The sequence below is a fragment of the Actinokineospora sp. NBRC 105648 genome, assembly GCF_030269645.1.
In the GTDB taxonomy this organism is placed as follows: Bacteria; Actinomycetota; Actinomycetes; order Mycobacteriales; family Pseudonocardiaceae; genus Actinokineospora.
This window is the reverse complement of sequence record NZ_BSTR01000017.1, coordinates 99,412-120,674: the sequence shown is the minus strand read 5'-3', so window position 1 is coordinate 120,674 and position 21,263 is coordinate 99,412. Positions and strand designations below refer to the sequence as shown.

The 21,263-nt window shown below is 71.1% G+C and carries 18 protein-coding genes; 12 read left to right on the top strand and 6 right to left on the bottom strand.

Annotation, left to right across the window (positions count from 1 at the left end; all coding sequences use genetic code 11):
* Positions 1-109: 109 nt before the first annotated feature.
* The 3 genes from QSK30_RS17330 to QSK30_RS17320 form a co-directional block, all read right to left on the bottom strand.
* Positions 110-1,429, bottom strand: coding sequence for a PP2C family protein-serine/threonine phosphatase (locus QSK30_RS17330; RefSeq protein WP_285503990.1), 1,320 nt, complete (start codon positions 1,427-1,429; stop codon positions 110-112).
* Between the two features lie 81 nt (positions 1,430-1,510).
* Positions 1,511-1,996 (bottom strand): ATP-binding protein, encoded by a 486-nt coding sequence (locus QSK30_RS17325; protein WP_285503989.1) that lies wholly within the window; start codon positions 1,994-1,996, stop codon positions 1,511-1,513.
* A gap of 203 nt (positions 1,997-2,199) precedes the next feature.
* The gene (locus tag QSK30_RS17320) at positions 2,200-3,360 is read right to left on the bottom strand and encodes a fatty acid desaturase family protein (protein WP_285503988.1); all 1,161 of its coding nucleotides are present in this window, start codon (positions 3,358-3,360) and stop codon (positions 2,200-2,202) included.
* A 419-nt stretch (positions 3,361-3,779) separates the two neighbouring features.
* Between QSK30_RS17320 and QSK30_RS17315 the strand changes: the two genes are divergently transcribed.
* The 8 genes from QSK30_RS17315 (at position 3,780) to QSK30_RS17280 (ending at position 11,951) form a co-directional block, all read left to right on the top strand.
* Complete coding sequence (locus tag QSK30_RS17315) at positions 3,780-4,238, top strand: STAS domain-containing protein (RefSeq protein ID WP_285503987.1); 459 nt, start codon at positions 3,780-3,782, stop codon at positions 4,236-4,238.
* Positions 4,235-4,702, top strand: a complete 468-nt coding sequence (locus QSK30_RS17310) for a VOC family protein (RefSeq protein ID WP_285503985.1) — start codon at positions 4,235-4,237, stop codon at positions 4,700-4,702. The genes QSK30_RS17315 and QSK30_RS17310 overlap by 4 nt, the downstream gene beginning before the upstream one ends.
* The gene (locus QSK30_RS17305; RefSeq protein ID WP_285503983.1) at positions 4,703-4,987 is read left to right on the top strand and encodes a sigma factor; all 285 of its coding nucleotides are present in this window, start codon (positions 4,703-4,705) and stop codon (positions 4,985-4,987) included.
* Between the two features lie 364 nt (positions 4,988-5,351).
* A complete protein-coding gene (locus QSK30_RS17300) occupies positions 5,352-6,326 on the top strand; it encodes a helix-turn-helix domain-containing protein (RefSeq protein ID WP_285503981.1) in 975 nt (324 codons plus the stop codon).
* 63 nt (positions 6,327-6,389) lie between these two features.
* Positions 6,390-7,337, top strand: a complete 948-nt coding sequence (locus QSK30_RS17295) for a helix-turn-helix domain-containing protein (RefSeq protein ID WP_285503980.1) — start codon at positions 6,390-6,392, stop codon at positions 7,335-7,337.
* Between the two features lie 141 nt (positions 7,338-7,478).
* Positions 7,479-7,832, top strand: a complete 354-nt coding sequence (locus QSK30_RS17290) for a VOC family protein (protein WP_285503978.1) — start codon at positions 7,479-7,481, stop codon at positions 7,830-7,832.
* A 131-nt stretch (positions 7,833-7,963) separates the two neighbouring features.
* Positions 7,964-10,423 (top strand): ATP-binding cassette domain-containing protein, encoded by a 2,460-nt coding sequence (locus QSK30_RS17285; RefSeq protein ID WP_285504019.1) that lies wholly within the window; start codon positions 7,964-7,966, stop codon positions 10,421-10,423.
* Between the two features lie 73 nt (positions 10,424-10,496).
* Complete coding sequence (locus QSK30_RS17280) at positions 10,497-11,951, top strand: caspase family protein (protein ID WP_352231584.1); 1,455 nt, start codon at positions 10,497-10,499, stop codon at positions 11,949-11,951.
* Between the two features lie 9 nt (positions 11,952-11,960).
* Here the strand turns inward: QSK30_RS17280 and QSK30_RS17275 are convergent, their stop codons facing one another.
* The gene (locus tag QSK30_RS17275) at positions 11,961-12,932 is read right to left on the bottom strand and encodes a helix-turn-helix transcriptional regulator (protein ID WP_285503975.1); all 972 of its coding nucleotides are present in this window, start codon (positions 12,930-12,932) and stop codon (positions 11,961-11,963) included.
* 92 nt (positions 12,933-13,024) lie between these two features.
* Here QSK30_RS17275 and QSK30_RS17270 point away from each other — a divergent pair, with 92 nt between their 5' ends.
* From QSK30_RS17270 to QSK30_RS17260, 3 genes are all read left to right on the top strand, one after another.
* Positions 13,025-13,585: a DinB family protein gene (locus tag QSK30_RS17270; RefSeq protein ID WP_285503974.1), complete on the top strand. Its 561-nt coding sequence runs from the start codon at positions 13,025-13,027 to the stop codon at positions 13,583-13,585.
* Between the two features lie 44 nt (positions 13,586-13,629).
* Positions 13,630-14,727 (top strand): winged helix DNA-binding domain-containing protein, encoded by a 1,098-nt coding sequence (locus tag QSK30_RS17265; protein ID WP_285503972.1) that lies wholly within the window; start codon positions 13,630-13,632, stop codon positions 14,725-14,727.
* A gap of 931 nt (positions 14,728-15,658) precedes the next feature.
* On the top strand, positions 15,659-16,639 hold the full coding sequence (locus QSK30_RS17260) for a YdcF family protein (protein ID WP_285503970.1): 981 nt from the start codon (positions 15,659-15,661) through the stop codon (positions 16,637-16,639).
* Between the two features lie 16 nt (positions 16,640-16,655).
* Here the strand turns inward: QSK30_RS17260 and QSK30_RS17255 are convergent, their stop codons facing one another.
* Positions 16,656-17,603 (bottom strand): TIGR01777 family oxidoreductase, encoded by a 948-nt coding sequence (locus tag QSK30_RS17255; protein ID WP_285503969.1) that lies wholly within the window; start codon positions 17,601-17,603, stop codon positions 16,656-16,658.
* A gap of 245 nt (positions 17,604-17,848) precedes the next feature.
* On the opposite strand from QSK30_RS17255, the gene QSK30_RS17250 reads away from it, so the two are divergent.
* On the top strand, positions 17,849-20,662 hold the full coding sequence (locus QSK30_RS17250; protein WP_285503967.1) for a polysaccharide lyase family 8 super-sandwich domain-containing protein: 2,814 nt from the start codon (positions 17,849-17,851) through the stop codon (positions 20,660-20,662).
* 51 nt (positions 20,663-20,713) lie between these two features.
* Here QSK30_RS17250 and QSK30_RS17245 read toward each other — a convergent pair whose 3' ends face one another.
* Positions 20,714-20,968, bottom strand: coding sequence for a hypothetical protein (locus QSK30_RS17245; protein WP_285503965.1), 255 nt, complete (start codon positions 20,966-20,968; stop codon positions 20,714-20,716).
* Positions 20,969-21,263 lie beyond the last annotated feature (295 nt).

The window sequence follows — 21,263 nt, the reverse complement described above, 5'->3', positions numbered from 1 at the left end:
TATCTACAATACCAGAATGGTAAAAGTTTCAAAAGGGAGTTCATATTTCTATTCTGTACCGGATTCAGTGGCCGCATACCGGATTTCGCGCACGAACCGGATTCCCGGGTCAGGTCGATCGGGTGGTCGGCGGGACGCGGACGACCAGCAGGGCCGTGTCATCGCTCGCCCAGCCGCCGGTGTGCTGGTCGAGGTTCCGGTGCAGGTGGGCGATGGTGGCCTCGGCGGTCAGGCCGCCGCAGTCGGCGAGGGCGCGGGTGAGCCCCACCTCGCCGAACAGCGGGGCGCCGGGGCGGTGGGCGCGGGCCTCGGTGGCGCCGTCGGTGTAGAGCAGCAGGGTGTCGCCGGGGCGGAGGCGGAACGCGACCTCGGTGAGGGTCACGGTGCGCCGTGCGCCCAGCAGCGTGCCGAGGACGCCGAGGGGTTCGACGCGCCCGTCGGCGTGGCGCAGCAGCGGTTGGGGGTGGCCGGCCAGGCACAGCGTGCCGGTGATGCCCTCGGGCGTGGCGCGGAACGTCAGGTGCACGGCGGTGAGGAAGCGGCCGTCGTCGCGCTGGGCCAGCAGCGCGGTGTTCAGGCGGGTCAGCACGGTGGCGGGGGCGGGGTGCTGGCTGGCCTCGGCGCGCACGGTGTAGCGGGCCAGGGCGGTGACCTCGGCGGCCTCGACGCCCTTGCCGCACACGTCGCCCAGCACGGCGTGCCACTGGTCGCCCTCGCCGCGGAACAGGTCGTAGAAGTCGCCGATCACGGTGGTGCCGCCACCGGCGGGCAGGTACGAGGCCGCCGCGTCGAGTCCGGGGACCTGCGGCAGCACCGGCGGGAGCAGGCTGTCCTGGAGGCTGCGGGCCAGGCTCGCGCTGCGCTCCTGGGCGGCGACGGCCTCGGCCAGGCTCTGCCGCAGGGAGATCTCGGTGCTCACCGCGCGTGCCAGGGTCGCCAACGAGGCCAGGACCGCGGGGTCCCACGGGTGCGGCCGGTCGTCGATCACGCAAAGACTGCCCAGGACCCGCCCGTCACCGTCGAAGATCGGGTGCCCGGCCCACGCGCCGATGTTCATCGGCCGTACGGACGGGTGGTCACGCGTGCGCGGGTCGTTGACCGCGTCCTCGACGGCGAAGGTGTCGCCCAACCCCACCAGGAAATAGCAGAAACTCTCCCGCACCGGGTCCTGCCGGTCCGGGACCTCGTGCAGGTCGACCCCGATGCACGCCTTCCAGAACGAACGCCGCTCGTCGACCAGCGTCACGAACGCCCGGCCGCACCCGGTCAACGCCGCCGCAAGAGACGCGAGGTCGTCGAACGCGGCCTCCGGGCCGGTGTCGAGCAGGCCTGTCGCGCGTACCGCGGCCAGCCGCGCGGGATCCGACAGGGCCGCGGGCAGACCGTCGGCGCGCACACCGGCGGGAAACTCCACGGTCTCCGTTCCCAAGCCCCCGATCCCCTCTCCCGCTCCGTCGATCCGCCAGGCGAACACAGGGAGTGTCGGCCCGCGGTGTGTCCACGACGGCGCTCAGGTACCGCGGCGCAGGCGTGCGGTGAGGACGGTACGCCCGGCCGAGTGGGTCAGGTCCATGGTGTCCGAGATGGACTTGATCAGCGGCAGGCCCCAGCCGTGGGCGACGCCGAGCCCGGCCTGCGCCGGTCGCCACTCGCCGTGGTCGACGACGGTCACCAGGACCGCGCCCGCGACCAACTGCACCGACAGCTGCACAACGGCGTCCGAGCCATCGGAGCCACCGCCGTAGCCGTGCTCGATCGCGTTGGTCACCGCCTCGTTCGCGCACAGGACGACGTCTTCGAGCAAGCGGTCCAGGACGCCGTTGCCGACCAGCCACTGGCGCAGGTCCCGCCGCGCGACCGCGACGCTGGTGGGCGCGCCCGGCAACGACATCGAGAACGACGGGGGACCATGGGAAGCGGTCAACTCCACGACGCCCCCTGATCGAGCCGCGCACGGCGGGCGGGTCCACTGGCCGCTGGACGTCGCGGCCGACATTCGACGATCATGCTCTCGACTTCCTTCTCGACCTGGACATCGCCGGACCGGGCGGTGGCGGTCTCGACCAGGTCGGTCTCTGGCCGAGCGGTGGAGTCCGATGCGCCCGGTTGGTGCGGCACGCCGGGAGTACCCATAGTGCTTGGTCATCACACGGACCGACACGATCGGATTCGACGGTGAACGCGCGGGCGCAGCCTCGGCTACTGAACAGCGGCCTTCGCGCGCAGTGGTGCGCCGACGTCGTAGAGGTGCTGCAAGACATGGCGGTAGGTCCGCAGGAGTCCGCACTGGGCGTATTCGATCCCCCGCTGCTCGCAGAACTCCCGCACCACCGGCTGCGCTCGGCGCAGGTTGACCCGCGGCATGCTGGGGAACAGGTGGTGCTCGATCTGGTAGTTGAGGCCGCCGAGGGCGAAGTCGACCCAGGGACCACCGCGCACGTTGCGGCTGCTGAGGACCTGCTTGCGCAGGAAGTCCAGGGTGTTCGCGTCGGTGTAGGTGGGCATCCCCTTGTGCCCGGGGGCGAACGAGCAGCCCATGTACACGCCCCAGAGGCCTTGGTGCACGGCGATGAACGCGAGCGCCAACGGCAGGGGCAGCACGACGAACACCGCCGTAAGGTAGCCGGCGAAGTGCCCGACCAGCAGCGCGGCCTCCAGTCGGCGGGCCTTGACCTCGCCCCGCCACACGGTCTGCACGCTGGTCCAGTGCAGGCTCAGCCCTTCGAGCAGCAGCAGCGGGAAGAAGAGCGCCGCCTGGTTCTTCGCGGTCCAGCGGACGAACCCGCCCCGGCCCTGGGTCTGGTTGCGGGTGAAGGCGAGGATCGGGATGTCCAGGTCGGGGTCCTCGTCCTCGTGGTTCGGGTTGGCGTGGTGGCGGGTGTGCTTGCCCATCCACCAGCCGTAGCTGATCCCGACGAAGCCCGCGAGGGTGTGGCCGATCCGGTCGTTCGCCCGGCCGGAGCGCAAGATCTGCCGGTGCCCGGCGTCGTGGCCGAGGAACGCGAGCTGGGCGAACATGACGGCGAAGAACACCGCGGTGCTCAACTGCCACCAGGAGTCCCCCAGGAGCACGAACGCCACGCACCCGCCTGCGAAGGCGAGCAGCGTGGCGGCGATCTTCACGGCGTAGTAGCCGTGGCGCCGGTCCAGCAGGCCCGCGCGGCGGACCACGCCGGTGAGTTCGGCGAAGTCGCTTCGACCGGGGGTGACACGGGCAGAGGCGTCGGTGGCCGCGGCGTCAAGGGCAGCGGAGTCAAAAGCGGCGGAGTCACGAGCAGTGGAGTCACCGGCAGTGGTGCTGGCGCCGAGCGCACTGGGTGGCGCGGCCACCGGGGTCGCTGTCACCGGGGTCGTGGACATTCAAAGATCCTTCCCGAGTCCCATGTCGCCGGGGGCTCGGGCAACTTTCGTTCCAACTCAGGTGATTCCCGCAGCGGCCCGATGTGAAACATGGCGATGCCGAGCAGCGGATCCCCGGCCGAGCGCACTGGCGGGTCCTGAAGAAGCACCACTTGGTCCTAGTTTAGGACCACGATGACTCGCGGCACGCCTGAACAGCGAAGACCTCGGCAAGACCTGCGGTGCGACCTGAACGGGCGGCACGCGCGCACCGCTCGATCGTGGGCTCGGCGCCACAGGCAGGCGCGCGCGCTAACTCCGGGCTACGCTGGGGTCCTCTTCGTCGGGACGTGCCCAGATCCCGCGGTTGCGACGATTCCTTCAACCTCCGCACTCGGCCTTCGCCGAGCCCGGACGGTCAGGAGCCGATCGTGGAGTCGATGCGCGTTCACATCTCGTTGGTCGACACGCCCCGGATACCGAGCCAGGGCCAGGTATCCCCGCCGCCAGAGCCTCCCCGGATCGCGGCACCCACGCGGCGCGCCGGTCGGCTGCTCCGCCTCGTGATCAGCTGGCAGCGGTGCGGGAGCGGCTCGGAACTGCGCGTCCAGATCACCGGCGACCTCGACGCGGCCACCGCGCCGGTGCTGTCCGAGGCGCTCATCCGGGCCCGGCGCGACCTGCGGACGGTCCAGGGCGCGGTGGGGATCATGCTCGACCTGTGCGCGGTGCCCTTCCTCGGCGCGGGCGGCATGCATGTGATCGCCAACGCGCACAACGACTGCGCTGCCGACGGGTTGCGCCTGCGGGTGGTCGCCCAGCACCTGGCCGTCACCCGGCCGCTCACGCTGACCGGGCTGGACCGCCTTCTCGACCTGCGCCCCACCCCGAGCCGATGACCGCGGCCGCGGCGACCGACCGGCAGAACCCCCACGAACCCGCGTCGGATGCCCGACCCGCGGGGGCGCGGCGGGTGCGGGTACGGCAGATGGACCGCTCCCTGGACTTCTACCTGGCGCTCGGGTTCGACGTGTCGAGCACCGCCGACGGGTGGGTGCTGCTGCGCACGCGGTCCGCTCGGGTGCGGTCCGAGGACGTCGTGCTCGTGCACGACCCGGAGATCCGAGCCCGGCCGACGACCGTGTTGGGCGTGTGCGCCACCGAGGTGGCGGCGCTGCGCTCCCAGCTTCGCGCGTGCGGCGCGGTGATCGGTGTGTCCCACGACGTGTCGCGCGCGTCGGACGGGTTCATCGCCATCGATCCCGACGGGAACATCGTCGTCGTCACGGGAAGTCCCCAGCAGGTGCGGGCAGCGCCCCCGGCCACCGCGGCCACGCGGTCCGAGTCGCTGGTGGGGGTCTAGATGACGAACGACGACCTGGTGGACGCGGTCGCCCAGGGCGACCAAGACGCGTTCGCGCTGTTCTACGACCGACTCGCCGGGCCGGTGTTCGGCCTGATCCGCACCCTGGTCGAGGACCGGGTCCGGGCGGAGGAGATCGCCTACGAGGTGTTCCTCGACCTCTGGCGCACGGCGCCGCGGTACCAGCCGGGTCGCGGCGGAGCCGACGCGTGGGCGCTGGCACTGGCCCACCGGCACGCCGTCGGCCAGTCGCACACCCGCTCGCGCGACCGCCTGTCCCGCTGACCGGGGAGACCATCCGCCGCGGGGCCGCCGTCGATGGGAGTCGGCAGCGGGCCCCGTTCGCGGCGGGACCCCCCCAGACGGCTACCGGTACGTCGGCGGCCCGGGCAATTCGTCACCGGAAATCACCCTTCGAGTTTTAACAATCGAATCGGCTCGCCCCATTTCGGTTAATCACCGCATCGGCAAACCTGCCCGCCAGTGCCTCGACCGGCTCACGAAGAGTGCCAACGCGCAATACTGTGAATGAACCCGGCCCGCGACAGTCCTGGACATGCGGCGGATGAATCGCATAATGAGGGCGCTCCGGTCGGTCCGGGGGCGGCGGTCGGCAGTGAACCGCGTGGCGCACACGAGGGTGGTCAGCATGCAGACAGATCTCGACGTCGAGGCCGCCACCGAGCAGACGCCCCCGGAACCCCCGACCGCCGGACGGCCGCTCGCGCCGCGCGACGACGCCTTCCCGGAGGCGCTGCGGCGGGCCGTCGAGGCCAGGGGCTGCACCCTGGAAGAGATGCAGGGGTGGCTCGCCGAGCACGACGTCCGGGTCAGCCTCCCTACCCTGAGCTACTGGCGCAGCGGACGCAGCCGCCCCGAGCGGTCCACGTCGCTGCGGGCGGTGCGCCTGCTGGAGCACTACCTGGGACTGCGGTCGGACGCGCTGGTGTCGCTGCTGGGTCCGCGCCGCGCCCGGGGCCGGTGGGCGGCCGGGCGACCGGGCGGCACCGCCCGGGCCGCCGTGCCCGACGACCCCGCCCTGCTCGACGCGCTGGCCGCGATCGGGATCACGCCGCTGGGCCGGGTGCGCCGGGTCAGCACCAGCGTGACCGTCACGGTCAACAGCGAGCGCCTGGTCACCGCCATCCACCTGCGCGACCTGGTGCGGGCCGACCGGGACGGGAACTCGCGCTGCGCGGTGACTCACCTGACCGACGAGGACCCGAGCAACACCCCAGTCCTGGAACAGGTCCGGAACTGCCGGATCGGCCGGGTGCACGTGAACCGGTCCACCGGGATGACCGCGGCCGAGCTGATCCTGGACCGGGTGCTGGAGCCGGGCGAGCCGGCGCTGCTGGAGTACCAGTGGCGGTTCCCGAGCGGCCTGGCGATGGTCAACTACGAACACCGGTTCGCCCAGCCCGTGCGGGAGTTCGTGCTCCAGGTGCGGTTCGAACCCGACGCCGTCCCCGCCCAGTGCCGCCGCTACGTCCGGCGGACCCCCGCCGCGGCCGAGGAGAGCCGCGGCGACCTCTGGATCGGGGGTTCGCACACCGCGCTGCTCGCCGAGTCCGGACTGCCCGCCGGGGTCTTCGGGGTCCGGTGGGCCTGGCCGTCCCCGTGACCGCGGGTCACGGGCCGAATCCGACGAGTCGGGACACCGGCTCCGGCAGTGTCCCGAACGGCCATGCGCACTGAGACCGATCCGGGCGCCCGGCAGGCAGATCGCGCGACGACCGCGGACCTGTTGCGCACCGGGCCGTTCCACGACGCCCTGCGCGCGGCCATCGAGGACAGCGGCCTGAGCCTGGCGCACCTCTGCGACCGGCTGGCGCGCGCGGGCATCAAGGTCAGCCCGGCGAGCGTGAGCCACTGGCAGCGGGGGCGCAGCCGCCCCGAGCGGACCGACTCGCTGCGCGCGGTCCGGGCCATCGAGACCCTCCTCGGGCTGCCCGCCCAGTCGCTGCAGGCCCTGCTCGGCCCGCCGAAGCCGCGCGGCCGGTGGGCGGGGCGCAGGCCCAGCGGGTACGGCGGGCTGCTCGACCTCGCGGCCGAGATCGCCGAGACGGCCGACGGCTCCATCGGCATCGACGGCCGGTCCCTGCACACGCTCTGGCAGGAGACCACCGTCTCGCTGGGCGCGAACCGCGCCATCAGCGCTGTCCGCAGCCGGTTCCTGGTCCGGGCGCTGGCGTCCAATGTGGACAGGCAGGTCGCGGTCTACTGCGCCGAACCGCTCGCCACCCCGGCGAAGCTGACCACGCGGGCGCTGGAGAACTGCCGGGTCGGCAAGCTGCGCAGGCACCGGACGAGTCCGCTCTCGGTCACCGAGCTGCTCTTCGACCGACCGCTGCACGTCGACGAGACCTACCTGTTCGAGTTCGAGTGCGCGGGCAGCGACACGGTGGACGTGGACTACCGGCACGCGTTCCGCACCAGGGCCGACAGCTTCCTGCTCTCCGTGCGGTTCGACGCCGCCGCCCGCCCCACGCGCTGCTACCGGCTGCTCCAGGAGTCCCCACACGTCGAACTCCACCACGACGGCGACCTGACGCTCTCCCGTGCGCGGTCGGCGCACGTCTTCCGCCACGACGTCGGCCCCGGCGTGGTCGGCATCGGCTGGGACTGGGACTAGCGCCGCCGCGTGGTGGTGGCTGCTTGGTCGTGATGATGGTGGTGGTGGTGGTGGGCGGACCGGTCAGGATTCGAGAAGCGTCGGCGCCGGGCTTCACCTAGCGTGACCGGCATCGACGCCACCACGACCTCAGGAGTGACCATGACCGGTTCGCCGACCCAGGGGATCAAGACCGTGCTGCACCCTGTGTCCGACCTCGCCGCCGCCAAGGCCGTCTACACCGCGCTGCTCGGCGTGGCGCCGCAGGCCGACGAGTCCTACTACGTCGGCTTCGAGGCCGCGGGCCAGCACATCGGGCTGGTGCCCGGGGGCGGGCAGGGCATGACCTCGCCGGTGACCTACTGGCACGTGCCGGACATCGAGGCGAAGCTGGCCGAGGTGACCGCCGCGGGCGCCACCGTCAAGGAACCCGCGCACGACGTCGGCGGCGGTCGGCTGGTCGCCACCGTGACCGACCCGGACGGCAACGTGCTCGGGCTGCTCCAGGACCAGTGAGGTCGGCACCCGCCAGGGCCTCGGGCGGCGGGTACCAGAATGCGCAGGAACCAGATCCACCGCTCGACGAGCGCGCCAGGCGACACCGACGGCCCGACCGCGCGCGGTCCGGCCCCACAGATGGAGACACGATCAGCATGGCCACCAGGAAGGGCACGCAGTCGCCTGCGCCGCGCGGTGCCAACAGCCGCAGCACCGACAACCGCCGTACCGACAACCACGGTGCCGACAACCACGATGTGATCCGGGTGCATGGCGCGCGGGTGAACAACCTCAAGGACGTCAGCGTCGAGATCGCCAAGCGCGAGCTCACGGTGTTCACCGGCGTCTCCGGCTCGGGCAAGAGCTCGCTGGTGTTCGGCACGATCGCCGCGGAGTCGCAGCGGTTGATCAACGAGACCTACAGCGCGTTCGTGCAGGGCTTCATGCCGACGCTGGCCCGGCCCGACGTCGACGTGCTCGAGGGGCTGACCACCGCGATCATCGTCGACCAGCAGCGGCTGGGCACCGACCCGCGCTCCACGGTCGGCACCGCCACCGACGCCAACGCGATGCTGCGGATCGTCTTCAGCAGGCTGGGCAAGCCGCACATCGGCTCGCCCAAGGCGTTCTCCTTCAACGTGGCCTCGATCAGCGGCGCGGGCGCGGTCACCGTGCAGCGCGCCGGGAAGGCGGTGAAGGAGCGGCGCAGCTTCAGCATCACCGGCGGCATGTGCCCGCGGTGCGAGGGCCGGGGATCGGTCACCGACCTGGACCTGACCCAGCTCTACGACGAGACCAAGTCGCTCAACGAGGGCGCGATCCTCATCCCCGGCTACAGCATGGAGGGCTGGTTCGGCCGGATCTTCAACGGCTGCGGGTTCTTCGACCCGGACAAGCCGATCCGCCGGTTCACCAAGCGCGAGCTCAACGACCTGCTGCACAAGGAACCGACCAAGATCAAGGTCGACGGCATCAACCTGACCTACGAGGGTCTGATCCCGAAGATGCAGAAGTCGATGCTGGCCAAGGACGTCGACTCGCTGCAGCCGCACATCCGCGCCTTCGTGGAGCGCGCGGTCACCTTCACCACCTGCCCGGAGTGCGACGGCACCCGGCTCAGCGCGGCGGCCCGGTCGTCGAAGATCGACGGGATCAGCATCGCCGACGCCTGCGCGATGCAGATCAGCGACCTCGCCGACTGGGTGGGCGGCCTGGACGAGCCCTCGGTGGCACCGCTGCTGGCGGCGCTGCGGCACGCCCTCGACTCGTTCGTGGAGATCGGTCTGGGCTACCTCTCGCTGGACCGGCCCTCGGGCACGCTGTCCGGCGGCGAGGCGCAGCGGGTCAAGATGGTCCGCCACCTGGGCTCCTCGCTCACCGACGTCACCTACGTCTTCGACGAGCCCACGATCGGCCTGCACCCGCACGACATCCAGCGGATGAACGACCTGCTGCTGCGGCTGCGGGACAAGGGCAACACGGTGCTCGTGGTGGAGCACAAGCCGGAGACGATCGCGATCGGCGACCACGTCGTCGACCTGGGCCCCGGCGCGGGCACCGCGGGCGGCACCGTCTGCTTCGAGGGCACCGTCGACGGGCTGCGGTCCAGCGGCACCATCACCGGCCGCCACTTCGACGACCGGGCCAAACTCAAGGACGCGGTGCGCACGCCAACCGGCGTGCTGGAGATCCGCGGGGCGACCGAGCACAACCTCCAGGACGTCGACGTCGACATCCCGCTCGGCGTGCTCTGCGTGATCACCGGCGTCGCGGGTTCGGGCAAGAGCTCGCTGGTGCACGGGTCGATCCCGGCGGGCGCGGACGTGGTGTCGATCGACCAGGGCGCGATCCGCGGCTCGCGGCGGAGCAACCCGGCGACCTACACCGGGCTGCTCGAGCCGATCCGCAAGGCGTTCGCGAAGGCCAACGGGGTGAAGCCCGCGCTGTTCAGCGCCAACTCCGAGGGCGCCTGCCCCAACTGCAACGGCGCCGGGGTGATCTACACCGACCTGGGGATGATGGCGGGGGTCGCCACCACCTGCGAGGTGTGCGAGGGCAAGCGGTTCGACGCGTCGGTGCTGGACTACCACCTCGGCGGCCGCGACATCAGCGAGGTGCTCGCGATGTCGGTCACCGAGGCCGAGGCGTTCTTCGGCGCGGGTGATGCGCAGCTGCCCGCCGCGCACGCGATCCTCACCCGGCTGGCCGACGTCGGGCTCGGCTACCTCAGCCTGGGCCAGCCGCTCACCACGCTGTCCGGCGGCGAGCGGCAGCGGCTCAAGCTAGCCACCCGGATGGCCGAGAAGGGCGGCGTCTACGTCCTCGACGAGCCGACCGCGGGCCTGCACCTGGCCGATGTCGAGCAGCTGCTCGGCCTGCTCGACCGGCTGGTCGACTCGGGCAAGTCGGTGATCGTCGTCGAGCACCACCAGGCGGTCATGGCGCACGCGGACTGGATCGTCGACCTCGGGCCCGGCGCGGGCCACGACGGCGGCCGGGTCGTCTTCGAGGGCACCCCCGCCGACCTCGTCGCCGACCGCTCCACGCTCACCGGCGAACACCTGGCGGCTTACGTCGGCGCCCGCCCGAAGACCACCAGGAAGCGCTGAGCCGAGGTCGCCGAGGTGGGTCACCGCGCCAACCTCGGCGACCTCGCGGTTGGGCCGGGCAGGCGGAATCCGCGTGTCGGACCGGTCGCGTTGTGTAAGTTGGGCCGCGACTTGTCGTCCTGACAGGAGCCCGCTTGCCGTGCCGCTGCCCAACCGAGCCCGTTCCCGCGCCGTCCTTATCGGGACCAGCGTGTACCAGGACAGTGGGCTGTCGGACCTGCCGTCGGTCTCGAACAACCTCGCCGACCTGAAGGCGGCGCTAACCGACCCGGCCACCGGCGGGTTCACGCACTGCGCGGTCCTGGAGAACTGGTCGGATCCGGCGCGGGTAGCCAGAGAGCTGTCCGAGATCGCGGGCCAGGCCGAGGACGTGCTGCTGATCTACTTCGCCGGACACGGTGTGCTCGGCACCCGGCAGCACGAGCTGTTCCTGGCGCTGGCGGGCACCGACCTGACGCGGCCGCGCTACTCCGCGCTGCCGTTCGAGTGGGTGCGCGACGAGTTGTTGGAGAGCACCGCCGCCACCCGGATCCTCATCCTGGACTGCTGCTACTCCGGGCGGGCCATCGAGGACGCCATGGCCGACCACGAGGGCACGGTGATGGGGCAGGTCAGCGTGCGCGGGACGTACACGATGACCTCGTCGTCGTCGAACGTGCCCTCGCTCGCGCCGGTCGGGGCGCGTCACACGGCGTTCTCCGGGGAGCTGCTGGCGCTGCTCCGCGAAGGGGTGCCCGCGGGCCCTGAGGAGCTGGACCTGCACCTGCTCTACCGGCACCTGTCGCTCAGGATGCGCGAACGGGGCTTGCCCGCGCCGAAGCAACGCGGCACCGACAACGTCCACGAACTCGCGCTCAGCCTCAACCCCAGCTTCTCGACCAGCCGCCCGGTTCCCAGGGCAGAACCCGAGAAGCCCGCCGAAGGAGCTGACCAGGCCGCCTTGACCGAGGCCCGCCGCGACCTCGCGCGGGCGATCCGGGCACTGGCGGTCAAGCGCGAGCAGCGGGCGCCGAGCCCGGCTCCGGCCAAGCCGGCGCCGAGGGCGCCCCGGGTCACCGCTCGCCTGCCGACCCCGGTGTCGACCGGGCCAGCGCCCAAGGCGGTGCCGTCGCACCGGAAACAGCCGCAGGCCAAGCGGGGCAAGGGCTCGGTGCTGCTGGACGTCTTCGCCTACACGCTCACGTTCATCATGTTCGCGATCATCCTCACCTCGCCGTTGCTGAGCCTGGTGCTCGGGGTGGCGGTGTCCCACGTCGACGAGCTCAAGGAGCTCCAGGCAGGCAACTACGTCGCCCTGGTGGTCTCGACACTGCTGGTCGTGGTCATCGCCACGGGCACGGTGGCGATGTACCGGTCGGTGTTCCTCGGCGACGCCGGGACGCCGACGACCCGGCGGGTCACCACCCTGCTGCTGATCGCCGACGGAATCGCGCTCGTGATCGGTCTCTGGTTCTCCGGGTTCATCTGGACCTGGCCGCGCGAGCTGGGCATCGGTCTGATCGAGGCGTTGGCGGGCCGCTTCTCCTGACCGCGCCGCTCAGCGCGGGAGCGCGGCGGCGGCGTACCGGCGGGCCAGGTGCGCGAAGGCGTCCTTGAGCTCGACCGGCCCGACGACCTCGATGTCGGCGTCGAACCTGCCGATGGTGGCGGCCAGGCCGGGCCAGGACCACGAGCCCAGGACGAGCCTGCACCGGTCCGGCCCGAGCTCCTCGACGATCCCGTCCCGGGTGTACTGGGACACCTCGGCCGCGGGGAGGTCGAGGATCACCTCGCCGCGGCAGGGCCAGTCGGTCGAGTCCGCGGAACCGCGGAACCTCGCGGCGACGAAAGCGGCCACGTCACCGCCGGGCAACTCGCGCGGGGTGAAACGGGGGCCGGTCGGGACGCGCGGGGTGATCCGGTCGGCGCGGAAGGTGCGCCAGTCCGCGCGGTCCAGGTCCCAGGCGACCAGGTACCAGCGCCCGCCCCAGGTGACGAGGTGGTGCGGCTCCGCCCGGCGGGGCGGGACGTCCCGCGCTTCGGCCGCTGGGTAGTCGAAGCGCAGCACCTCGCGGGCGTGGACGGCGGCGCTCAGTCCCAGGAGGACACCGCTGTCGACCTGGGGTCCTGGTCCGGCCGCGGAACGTTCGACGGCGGTGAACCGGAGGGTGTCGATCCGGTGGCGCAGCCGTGCGGGCATGACCTGCCGGACGGTGGTCAACGCGCGGGCCGCGGCCTCCTCGATCCCGACGCCGGAGGTCGTGGCGATCTGCAGGGCGACGGCCAGCGCCACGGCCTGCTCGTCGTCGAACAGCAACGGCGGCAGTTCCGTGCCCGCGTCGAGCCGGTAGCCGCCGTCGGGGCCTTTGCTGGCCTGGATGGGATAGCCGAGCTCGCGCAGGCGGTCGACGTCGCGGCGCACGGTGCGCGGACTGATGTCGAGCCGCTCGGCCAGCAGCGCCCCAGGCCAGTCCCGGCGCGCTTGGAGCAGCGAGAGCAACGACAGCAGTCGCGCTGAGGTCTTCGGCATGCCCCGCATTCTGCCCCGAGAAGCGGCCACAACCTGTCCGCTTCTGCTGCGACTGTGGTCCCGTGCCAGTTCAACGACCCGAGGGACTCGACGTGACCACGATTCTCGACAGCGAACGGACCGACCTGATCGCCGAGCTGGCGACCACCCGAGCCGCCCTGACCACTACCGTGCACGGGCTCAGCGACGAGCAGGCCACCGAGCGCCCCACGGTCAGCGCGCTCTGCCTGGGTGGGCTGATCAAGCACGTCACGTCCGTGGAGGAGGGCTGGCTGCGCTTCGTGGTCGACGGCCCCGCGGCGCTGCGCTACGACCTGCCAGAGGGTGTGACCTGGGCCGACATCGCGGCGGGCACCGCGACCGAGTACCCGAAGTGGATGATCGACCACCAGGCCGAGTTCCAGGTCGCACCCGGTGAAACGCTGGCCGAGATCCTCACGCGCTACGAGCGGGTCGCCGCCCGCAGCGCGGAGATCATCGCCGCACTCCCCGACCTGTCGGCGACCTTCCCGATGCCAGACGCGCCCTGGAACGAGCCAGGCGCGGTCCGCAGCGTCCGGCGGGTGTTGGCGCACGTCATCGCCGAGACCGCACAGCACGCCGGGCACGCGGACATCCTGCGCGAGGCACTGGACGGGCAGCGGTCGAGCTGACCGCACGACAGGAGGAGAACGCCGACGACCGGCAGGATGAGGCGATGACCGTTTTGGACAACCGGGCGCTCAACCGGGCAACCCTCGCCCGGCAACTCCTGCTCGACCGCGCCGACCTGCCGGTCCTCGACGCCGTCGCGCACCTGGGCGGCCTGCAGGCGCAGGAACCGCAGGAGCCGTTCGTCGGACTCTGGTCACGACTGCGCGCGTTCGACCCGGCGGTGCTGTCGGACCTGCTGACCGACAGGCAGGTGGTGCGCACCCACCTGATGCGCCGCACCGTCCACTTGGTCACGGCCGAGGACGTGCTCGCCTGGCGATCCCGGCACGACGCCATGCTGCGCCAACGGGTACTCGGGGTCTACCGGGCCGAACTCGCCGGGATCGACCTCGACGAACTCGCGGCCGCGGGCCGAGCGGTCCTGGCCGACGACCAACCGCGCTCGATGACCGAACTCTCCCGGGCACTGGCCGACCGGTGGCCCGCACCGGGCCCACGGGCGCTGGGGGAAATGCTGGTCGCCGCCCTCATCCCGGTGGTACAGCTACCACCGCGCGGCATCTGGCGGGCGAAGGGAGGAGTACGAAACCTCCCGATCTCATCATGGCTCGGACGCGAGGTAGACCCACCTGCCCCAACCGGCACGGACCCGGTCGGCCAGACGATGGTCCGTCGCTACCTGGCCGCCTTCGGCCCCGCGGCGACAGCCGACCTCCGGTCCTGGAGCGGCCTCGCCGGCCTACCCGCCGCGGTGTCCGCCGTACGGCCAGAACTGGTCAGCTTCCGCGACGAACGAGGCCGAGAACTACTGGACCTCCCCGACGCCCCCCGCCCAGACCCGGACACCCCCGCCCCCGTGCGCTACCTACCCGCCTTCGACAACGCCCTCCTCGGCTACGACGACCGCACCCGAATCGTCGACCAGGCCCACCGCGGGCTATCGGTGGACGGTGTCCGTGTCGTCTTGGTCGACGGCCGGGTAGCGGCGAGCTGGATCGTCAGGGACGACACCGTGATCGTCACGCCGCTGCGCCGGTTCACCCGAGCAGAACGGACTGCTGTGACTGAGGAAGGACACGCACTGGCATCATTCCTCTCCGAAAACGACAGCGACCGAGTAAAGATCACAGCCAATCCCTAGCCTTCTCGAAGCCGACGGCCACATCCCAAATCTCGCGGACCCGAAGTCTTTCACTCTTTAAAGAAGAGCCCGCTGGTACGCAGCACCCGTTACGTTTGTGCTCGATTGGGTGGACTGTCTTCGTGTGGGGGGAGGCGACCGCTAAACTTGACCAGTGGTGGGGATGCCCTTCTCCCCACGCTTTTTCCCCACGCGGTCGCCTAGGGGCCCCGCGCGAAGGCAGTCCAGCCAATCGAGCCCTGCTCTTACTTGGGCAGCTCGTGGGGTGTGCCGCACACCGACCTACGGTCGACCGTCTTCGGCGGCTCATCGCTGGGGTTGCCCGAGGAAAAGATGAGGGGCTCGATCCAGTGAACTCGCTTCGTGCGGGGCCCCTAGAGCACCGCGGTGGAGAGAAAAGGGCAGGGTAAGGGCATCCCCACCCACGGCAAGTTTAGCGGCACTCTCCCCCCACACGAAGCGAGTCCACCAGATCGAGCATCCGTAGCGGGCGTTGCGTTCCAGCGGGGTCGGCCTCACCGCTGCGGTTTGCTGGGGGGCAGGATTCACTCGGGTGCCAGCAGGGTCGGCCTATCCGCTGCGGTTTACTGGGGACGGGACCCTGTCGGGTGCCAGCGGGTCGGCCTCACCGCTGCGGTTTGCTGGGGGACAGGACCCTGTCGCGTGCGGCGGGGTCAGCCTATCTGCTGTGGTACCAGTGGGGTCGGGATTCCGCTGGGTATTAGCGGGGCTGGATTCCCTTGCTCACCGGGCGAGGTAGGGATCCTGTTGCCTACCAGCGAGCCGTGCAGTGTCGCGACTAGGTTTGGAAGGGACAGTTGGCGGGGAACTTGCCTGTGGTCCGTGCTCGCTGGTGCGGTGCTACCGTCGCGGTTTCAAGCCATCCCTGGCTTCGAGTGGCGGTGGGGTGGTATCGGGGTGACGGAGGACCATGGCTTTCGCGTTGCTCGCCCTGGTGGCGGCAGTGATCTTCGTCTATCGGGTCTACCGGGAGCCGAGGCGGCTCGGTAACGCCGTGTGGCTGGGCCTTGCCGTGGTGTTCGGTGGGCTGTGGTTGCTGGACTCGCTCTCGGGTGTCCCTTGGCTGCGGGACAGCGCGGTGGTGGTCGGGGTGTTGGTTGGGCTGGTGTTGCCCTGGGCGTTGGTCGCCAACGGTGTCGTGATGTGGCGTAGGGAGGGGCACACGCTCGGGAACCTCCTGTCCCTGCTCGCGGGTCTGGCGATGCTCGGCCTGTTCGGGGTGACCGCAGCGACCATCGGGTTTGGTGGGCCGCGGTGGTTGGCTGTCGGAGTGACGTCGTTGGTGCTGGTGGCGGGGTATCTCGCGTTCCTGTTCGCCGCGCTGCTCGTGTATTCGGTGCTCTACGGCAGGCTCGGGCGCGGCAGGCAGGCGGACGCGATCATCGTGCTCGGCGCGGGCCTTGACGGTGACAGTGTGCCGCCGCTGTTGGCGAATCGGCTCGATCGGGCCGTGGAGTGCCGTGCGCACGCGGCCGAGACTGATCCGGTGTTGGTGGTCTCTGGTGGGCAGGGGTCCGACGAGCAGGTCTCCGAGGCCGAGGCGATGGGCACCTACCTGCGCGCGAACGGGGTGCCCGCGGAGCGGATCCTGTTGGAGGGCAAGGCGGCGACCACCGAGCAGAACCTGCGCTACAGCATGGAGCTGCTGGCCGAGCACGGGCGCGCGGGCACCATCCTGGCCGTCACCAACAACTACCACGTGTTCCGAACAGCGGTGCTCGCTCGACAGCTGCGGTTGCGGGTCCACGTCGTCGGAGCCCGGACGGCGTCGTACTTCGTGCCGAGTGCGTTCCTGCGCGAGTTCGTTGCCCTGCTCGCCCAGTACCGCCGCGCGAACGTGGCGGCCATCCTGGTCCTCGCGGCGCTGCCGCCGTTGCTCGCCGTTTTCTGATCCCCGCAGCAGGGCGTCAACGCCGTTGGACGAGGTCGGCGGCAGCGTCCTCCCAGCGCGCGAAGTCGAAGGTGAAACCGGCGTCCGAGAGGCGGCCCGGGACGACTCGGCGGCTCTTGAGCAGTAGTTCGGTGTCGGACCGCAGGGCGAACGCGCCGATCTCGGCCATCCACTTCGTCGCCAGCAGGCCGACCGGTCTCCGCCACGCCCGGCGCAGGGTGCGGGCGAACTCGCGCTGGGGGACCGGGTCTGGCGCCGCCAGGTTGACCGGGCCGGCCAGGTCGTCCCTGGCGAGCAGGAACTCGACCGCGCGGAGGAAGTCGCGGTCGTGGATCCAGGACACGTACTGCCGCCCGCCCGCCACCGGGCCGCCGAGGCCGAGCCGGGCCATCCAGGACAGGACGTCGAAGACACTCCCCCGGTCCGGGCTCATCACCATGGCCGTCCGCAGCGCCACCTTGCGCGTCGCGGGTGTCGACGCCCGCTCCTGGGCGAGCTCCCACTGCTTGGCGATCTCGACGCTGAACGCCCAGTACCCCGGCACCCCCGGCTCGGTGCCACCGATGACGCCGGTCGCCTCGTCGTTGGCCGCGTCGTGCCGGTGGGCGTAGATCGTCGCGGTGCTCATCTGCAACCACACCCGCGGCGGTGCCGAGGCCGCGGCGATCGCCTCGCCGACCACCCGCGCGGAGTCCACTCGCGACGCCATCATCTCGCGCAGGTTCGCCTCGGTGTAGCGGCAGCTGACGCTGCGCCCGGCCAGGTTGACCACCGCGGCGCACCCGTCGAGCTCGTGCGCCCACGGCCCGAGCGAGCGCCCGTCCCAGCGCACCGAGCGCACCCCGGCACCGAGGTCGACCCCGGCCCGCCTGGTCAGCACCACGACCTCGTGCCCGGCCGCGGCCAGCGACCGGCTGAGGAAACCACCCACGTTCCCGGTCCCACCGGGCAACACGATCTTCATGATTCGGACACCCCCAACCGACACTACCGCCGCGACGGCGGGGCGTCCGAGTCTGGTCGGCCGAGTCACACTGAACGCAGGCTCACGCGCACACAGCCAAGGCGGGTTACCCGGAGGTCTAGACCGGATGGCCGGAACGATCTCGTCTCCCCGAGCAACCAAGGCGCGGTCGGGGGCGTTCAGTCATCGGTGATCTTCACCAAGTCGCGCGCCTGCGCGGACGGTGCGGACGAGAGGTTGATGACATGGGTGTGTCCCGAAGGGGATTCCTGCTCGCCGGATCGGTGGTGGCGGTGGCGCTGGGCGCGAACGTGCCCGCGTTCGCCACGGCGCCCTACGACGCGTTGCGCACGAGGTGGCGCGATCTGCTCACCGGCACCGGGTACGACCCGGCCGCCGAACCGTTCCACACCGCGTTGGTGGCCACCGGGAACGCGGCCCTGAACTACCAGAGCACGATGAGCACCACGGGATCGGGTCTCTGGCCGGAGTACCCGATCGGCACCGTGTCGGCCAACGTCACCAGCTCCTACGCCCGGTTGCGCACGATGGCGCTGGCCTACGCCCAGCCCGGCACCGGCCACACCAACTCACCGGTCATGTCCACCGCGGTCCTGGACGGGCTGGAGTGGATGCAGAACAATGCTTACAGCGCCACGAGAAGCCCCTACGGGAACTGGTGGGACTGGCAGATCGGCGCCCCGCAGAAGTTGCTGGACACCTGCTTCCTGGTGGCGCTGCCCGGCACGCAGCTCACCGACCACCTCGCCGCCGTGGACTACCACGTACCGGTCTCACGGCTCTCGGCGTACACAGACACGAGCACCGGCGCGAACCGGGTCGACCTGTGCCAGGTGGTCGCGTTGCGCGGGGTGCTCGGCGAGGACGCGGCCAAGATCGCCGCGGCCCGTGACGCGCTGTCGCCGGTGTTCCCGCCGGTGCTGTCCGGGGACGGCCTGTACTCCGACGGTTCGTTCGTCCAGCACGACTCGGTGCCCTACGCGGGCGGGTACGGCGTGGTGCTGCTCGGCGGGCTCTCCCGGGTGCTGCACCTGCTCGCCGGGTCGACCTGGGCGGTGACGGACCCGAACCGGCAGGCGCTGTTCGACTCGGTGGACTCGGCGTTCGCGCCGCTCATCCACAATGGACTGATCGTCGACGGGGTGTCCGGCCGGGGGATCGCCCGGTCCGACCAGAGCGACCACCGGCGTGGGCACGCGGTCATCGCCGCGGTGCTGCTCCTGGCCTCGACCGGGCTGGCCTCGCCGACCGAGTCGAACCGCTGGCGGGGGTTGGCGAAGGGCTGGATCACCCGCGACACCTACTCGCCCTACGAGGACCACCTACTGGTCCCGGATCTCGCCCGGGGGCGCGCGCTGCTGGCCGACGGGAGCGTGCCCGCCGCGGCGCACCCGACCTCGAGCCGGGTGTTCGCGGCGATGGACCGCGCCGTGCATCGTCGTCCACTGTGGACCTTCGCGGTGTCGATGCACTCGAACCGCACGACGTTCTACGAGACCGGCAACGGCGAGAACCTGCGCGGCTGGCACACCGGCAGCGGGATGACGTACTGGTGGGGCCAGGACTACGGCGCCGACCAGTACTCGGACGCGTTCTGGCCCACTGTGGACCCCTACCGGCTGCCAGGAGTGACCGCGTCCCGCAAGCCGCTGGCGGACGCGGCGGGCGGCGAGTGGAACGCCACGATGCCGACCAACACCTGGGCGGGCGGGGCGTCCGACGGCGTGGCGTCGGCGATCGGCCAGCACGTCACCGGCCTGCAGTCGACGCTGACCGGCCGCAAGTCGTGGTTCTGCCTCGATGACGCGGTAGTGTGCCTGGGCGCGGGTATCACCGCGACCGACGGCGCTTCTGTTGATTCCATTGTGGACAACCGCAACCTCGGTGCGGCGGGCACGAACGCCCTGGTCGTCGACGGCGCGACCCAGCCGGGCACGCTCGGGTGGTCGAAGAAGTTCACCGGCGCGCAGTGGGCGGCGATCGCCGGGTTCGGCGGGTACGTGTTCCTCGGCGGCGCGACCGTGACCGCGGCCCGGGCCGCCCGCACCGGCTCGTGGGCCACCATCGACACCGACGGCCCGGCCGACGCGATCACCCGGCGCTACCTCACGTTGTGGCACGACCACGGCACGAACCCGGTGAACGCCTCCTACGCGTACCTACTGCTGCCTGGCGCCACGGACGCGACCACCGCCGCCCGCAGCGCGTCCCCCGGCGTGACCGTGGTGGCGAACACCGCGACCACGCAGGGGATCTCGGCGGGGACGGTACGCGCGGCGAACTTCTTCGCGGCGGGCACGTGCGGAACAATCAGTGCGGACGGCCCGTGCTCGGTGCTGGTCCGGCAGGACGGTGCCGTGCTGAGCGTGGCTGTCGCCGACCCGACCCGGCTAGCGACCACGGTGACCGTCACGTTGTCGGACAATGGTTTCGCGACGGCCACGGCCGACCCTGGGGTGACCGTGTTGCAGACCTCCCCCACCACCAAGCTCTTGGTCGAGGTCGGCGGAACCCTCGGCGCGACCCGGATCGTGCGACTCGGCACGGGATCGGCGGTGTCCACGGGCACCGCCTCCACCTTCAGCCCGGTCGAGGACGCTTACGTGCGCGACGGCAGCTACGCCGACCAGAACTTCGCGACCGCCGCGCTGGTGGTCAAGACCGCGGCGGTGGGTTACGCGCGTCGGTCGTTCCTGCGGTTCGACCTGGGCTTGGCCACGGTGCCCAAGCGCGCCGTGCTGTGGGTGCACGGCCGGGTAACGGACAGCGAGAGCACGCACTCCACCGTGACGGCGCACGGGGCGACCGGGGCGTGGACCGAGACCGGAGTGACCTGGAACAACCAGCCCACGCTCGGCGCCCCGCTGGCGACCGGCCGGATCAGCGCGCGCGCCGACTGGATCGGGCTGGACGTGACGTCGTTCGTGCGGGCGAACCACGGCACGGTGTCCCTCGGCCTGTCCGGCGGCGCGTTCGGGGTGACCCTGGACCAACGGGAGGCGGGGGCGAACCGGCCAGTGCTGGAGGTCGTCAGCTGACCTGGCGCGCGGGGTGCGCTGAGTCAGCGCACCCCGGCAGCCGGGTGGCGGTCAGCCGTTCTGCCACTCGCCGCTGTGGTAGTAGTAGCCGCTCGCCTCGTGGTCGCAGTCGGCGCCCAGACCGGGGTAGATCAGGTACTGGCCCTCGATGATGTCGCGGTTCTTGGAGTACACGCAGGCCTCGTTGGTCTGGAACGGGCCGACCTTGGTGAAGATGATGCTCTGGGTGGCGTTCGCGGTGCCGGGCAACAGGAGCACGGCCAGGACACCGGTCACGAACGCGGCGGCGATGGAGCGACGGGGCACGAGGGGTCTCCGATCGTCTGGTGGGTGGATCATCCGACGGTAGGGTGGTTGTTGGGGCGTGGGATAGGTCCGGATGGGGGGGCCTGCGCCTCTGGTGCTGCTGCGTGGCCGTCTTCGTTGCTTGGGTCGCGAGGGTGGGCTGGATCTAGGACGAGCGTCGTGAGGTTGCCGTCTTCGTTGCTCGGGTCGCGAGGGTGGGCTCGGCCTGGGGGTTTTGCGGCCCTGGGTTGCCCGGGTAAGTGCGGGGGCTCGATCTAGTGAACTCGCTTCGCGTGGGGCCCCTAGAGCACCGCGG

Excerpts from the sequence above, each read along its gene's own strand:
- QSK30_RS17320 (WP_285503988.1), bottom strand. The coding sequence starts at position 3,360 with ATGTCCACGACCCCGGTGACAGCGACCCCGGTGGCCGCGCCACCCAGT.
- QSK30_RS17260 (WP_285503970.1), top strand. The coding sequence starts at position 15,659 with ATGGCTTTCGCGTTGCTCGCCCTGGTGGCGGCAGTGATCTTCGTCTAT.
- QSK30_RS17305 (WP_285503983.1), top strand. The coding sequence starts at position 4,703 with ATGACGAACGACGACCTGGTGGACGCGGTCGCCCAGGGCGACCAAGAC.
- QSK30_RS17275 (WP_285503975.1), bottom strand. The coding sequence starts at position 12,932 with ATGCCGAAGACCTCAGCGCGACTGCTGTCGTTGCTCTCGCTGCTCCAA.
- QSK30_RS17300 (WP_285503981.1), top strand. The coding sequence starts at position 5,352 with ATGCAGACAGATCTCGACGTCGAGGCCGCCACCGAGCAGACGCCCCCG.
- QSK30_RS17250 (WP_285503967.1), top strand. The coding sequence starts at position 17,849 with ATGGGTGTGTCCCGAAGGGGATTCCTGCTCGCCGGATCGGTGGTGGCG.
- QSK30_RS17325 (WP_285503989.1), bottom strand. The coding sequence starts at position 1,996 with ATGTCGGCCGCGACGTCCAGCGGCCAGTGGACCCGCCCGCCGTGCGCG.
- QSK30_RS17255 (WP_285503969.1), bottom strand. The coding sequence starts at position 17,603 with ATGAAGATCGTGTTGCCCGGTGGGACCGGGAACGTGGGTGGTTTCCTC.
- QSK30_RS17295 (WP_285503980.1), top strand. The coding sequence starts at position 6,390 with ATGCGCACTGAGACCGATCCGGGCGCCCGGCAGGCAGATCGCGCGACG.
- QSK30_RS17315 (WP_285503987.1), top strand. The coding sequence starts at position 3,780 with ATGCGCGTTCACATCTCGTTGGTCGACACGCCCCGGATACCGAGCCAG.
- QSK30_RS17310 (WP_285503985.1), top strand. The coding sequence starts at position 4,235 with ATGACCGCGGCCGCGGCGACCGACCGGCAGAACCCCCACGAACCCGCG.
- QSK30_RS17290 (WP_285503978.1), top strand. The coding sequence starts at position 7,479 with ATGACCGGTTCGCCGACCCAGGGGATCAAGACCGTGCTGCACCCTGTG.
- QSK30_RS17265 (WP_285503972.1), top strand. The coding sequence starts at position 13,630 with ATGACCGTTTTGGACAACCGGGCGCTCAACCGGGCAACCCTCGCCCGG.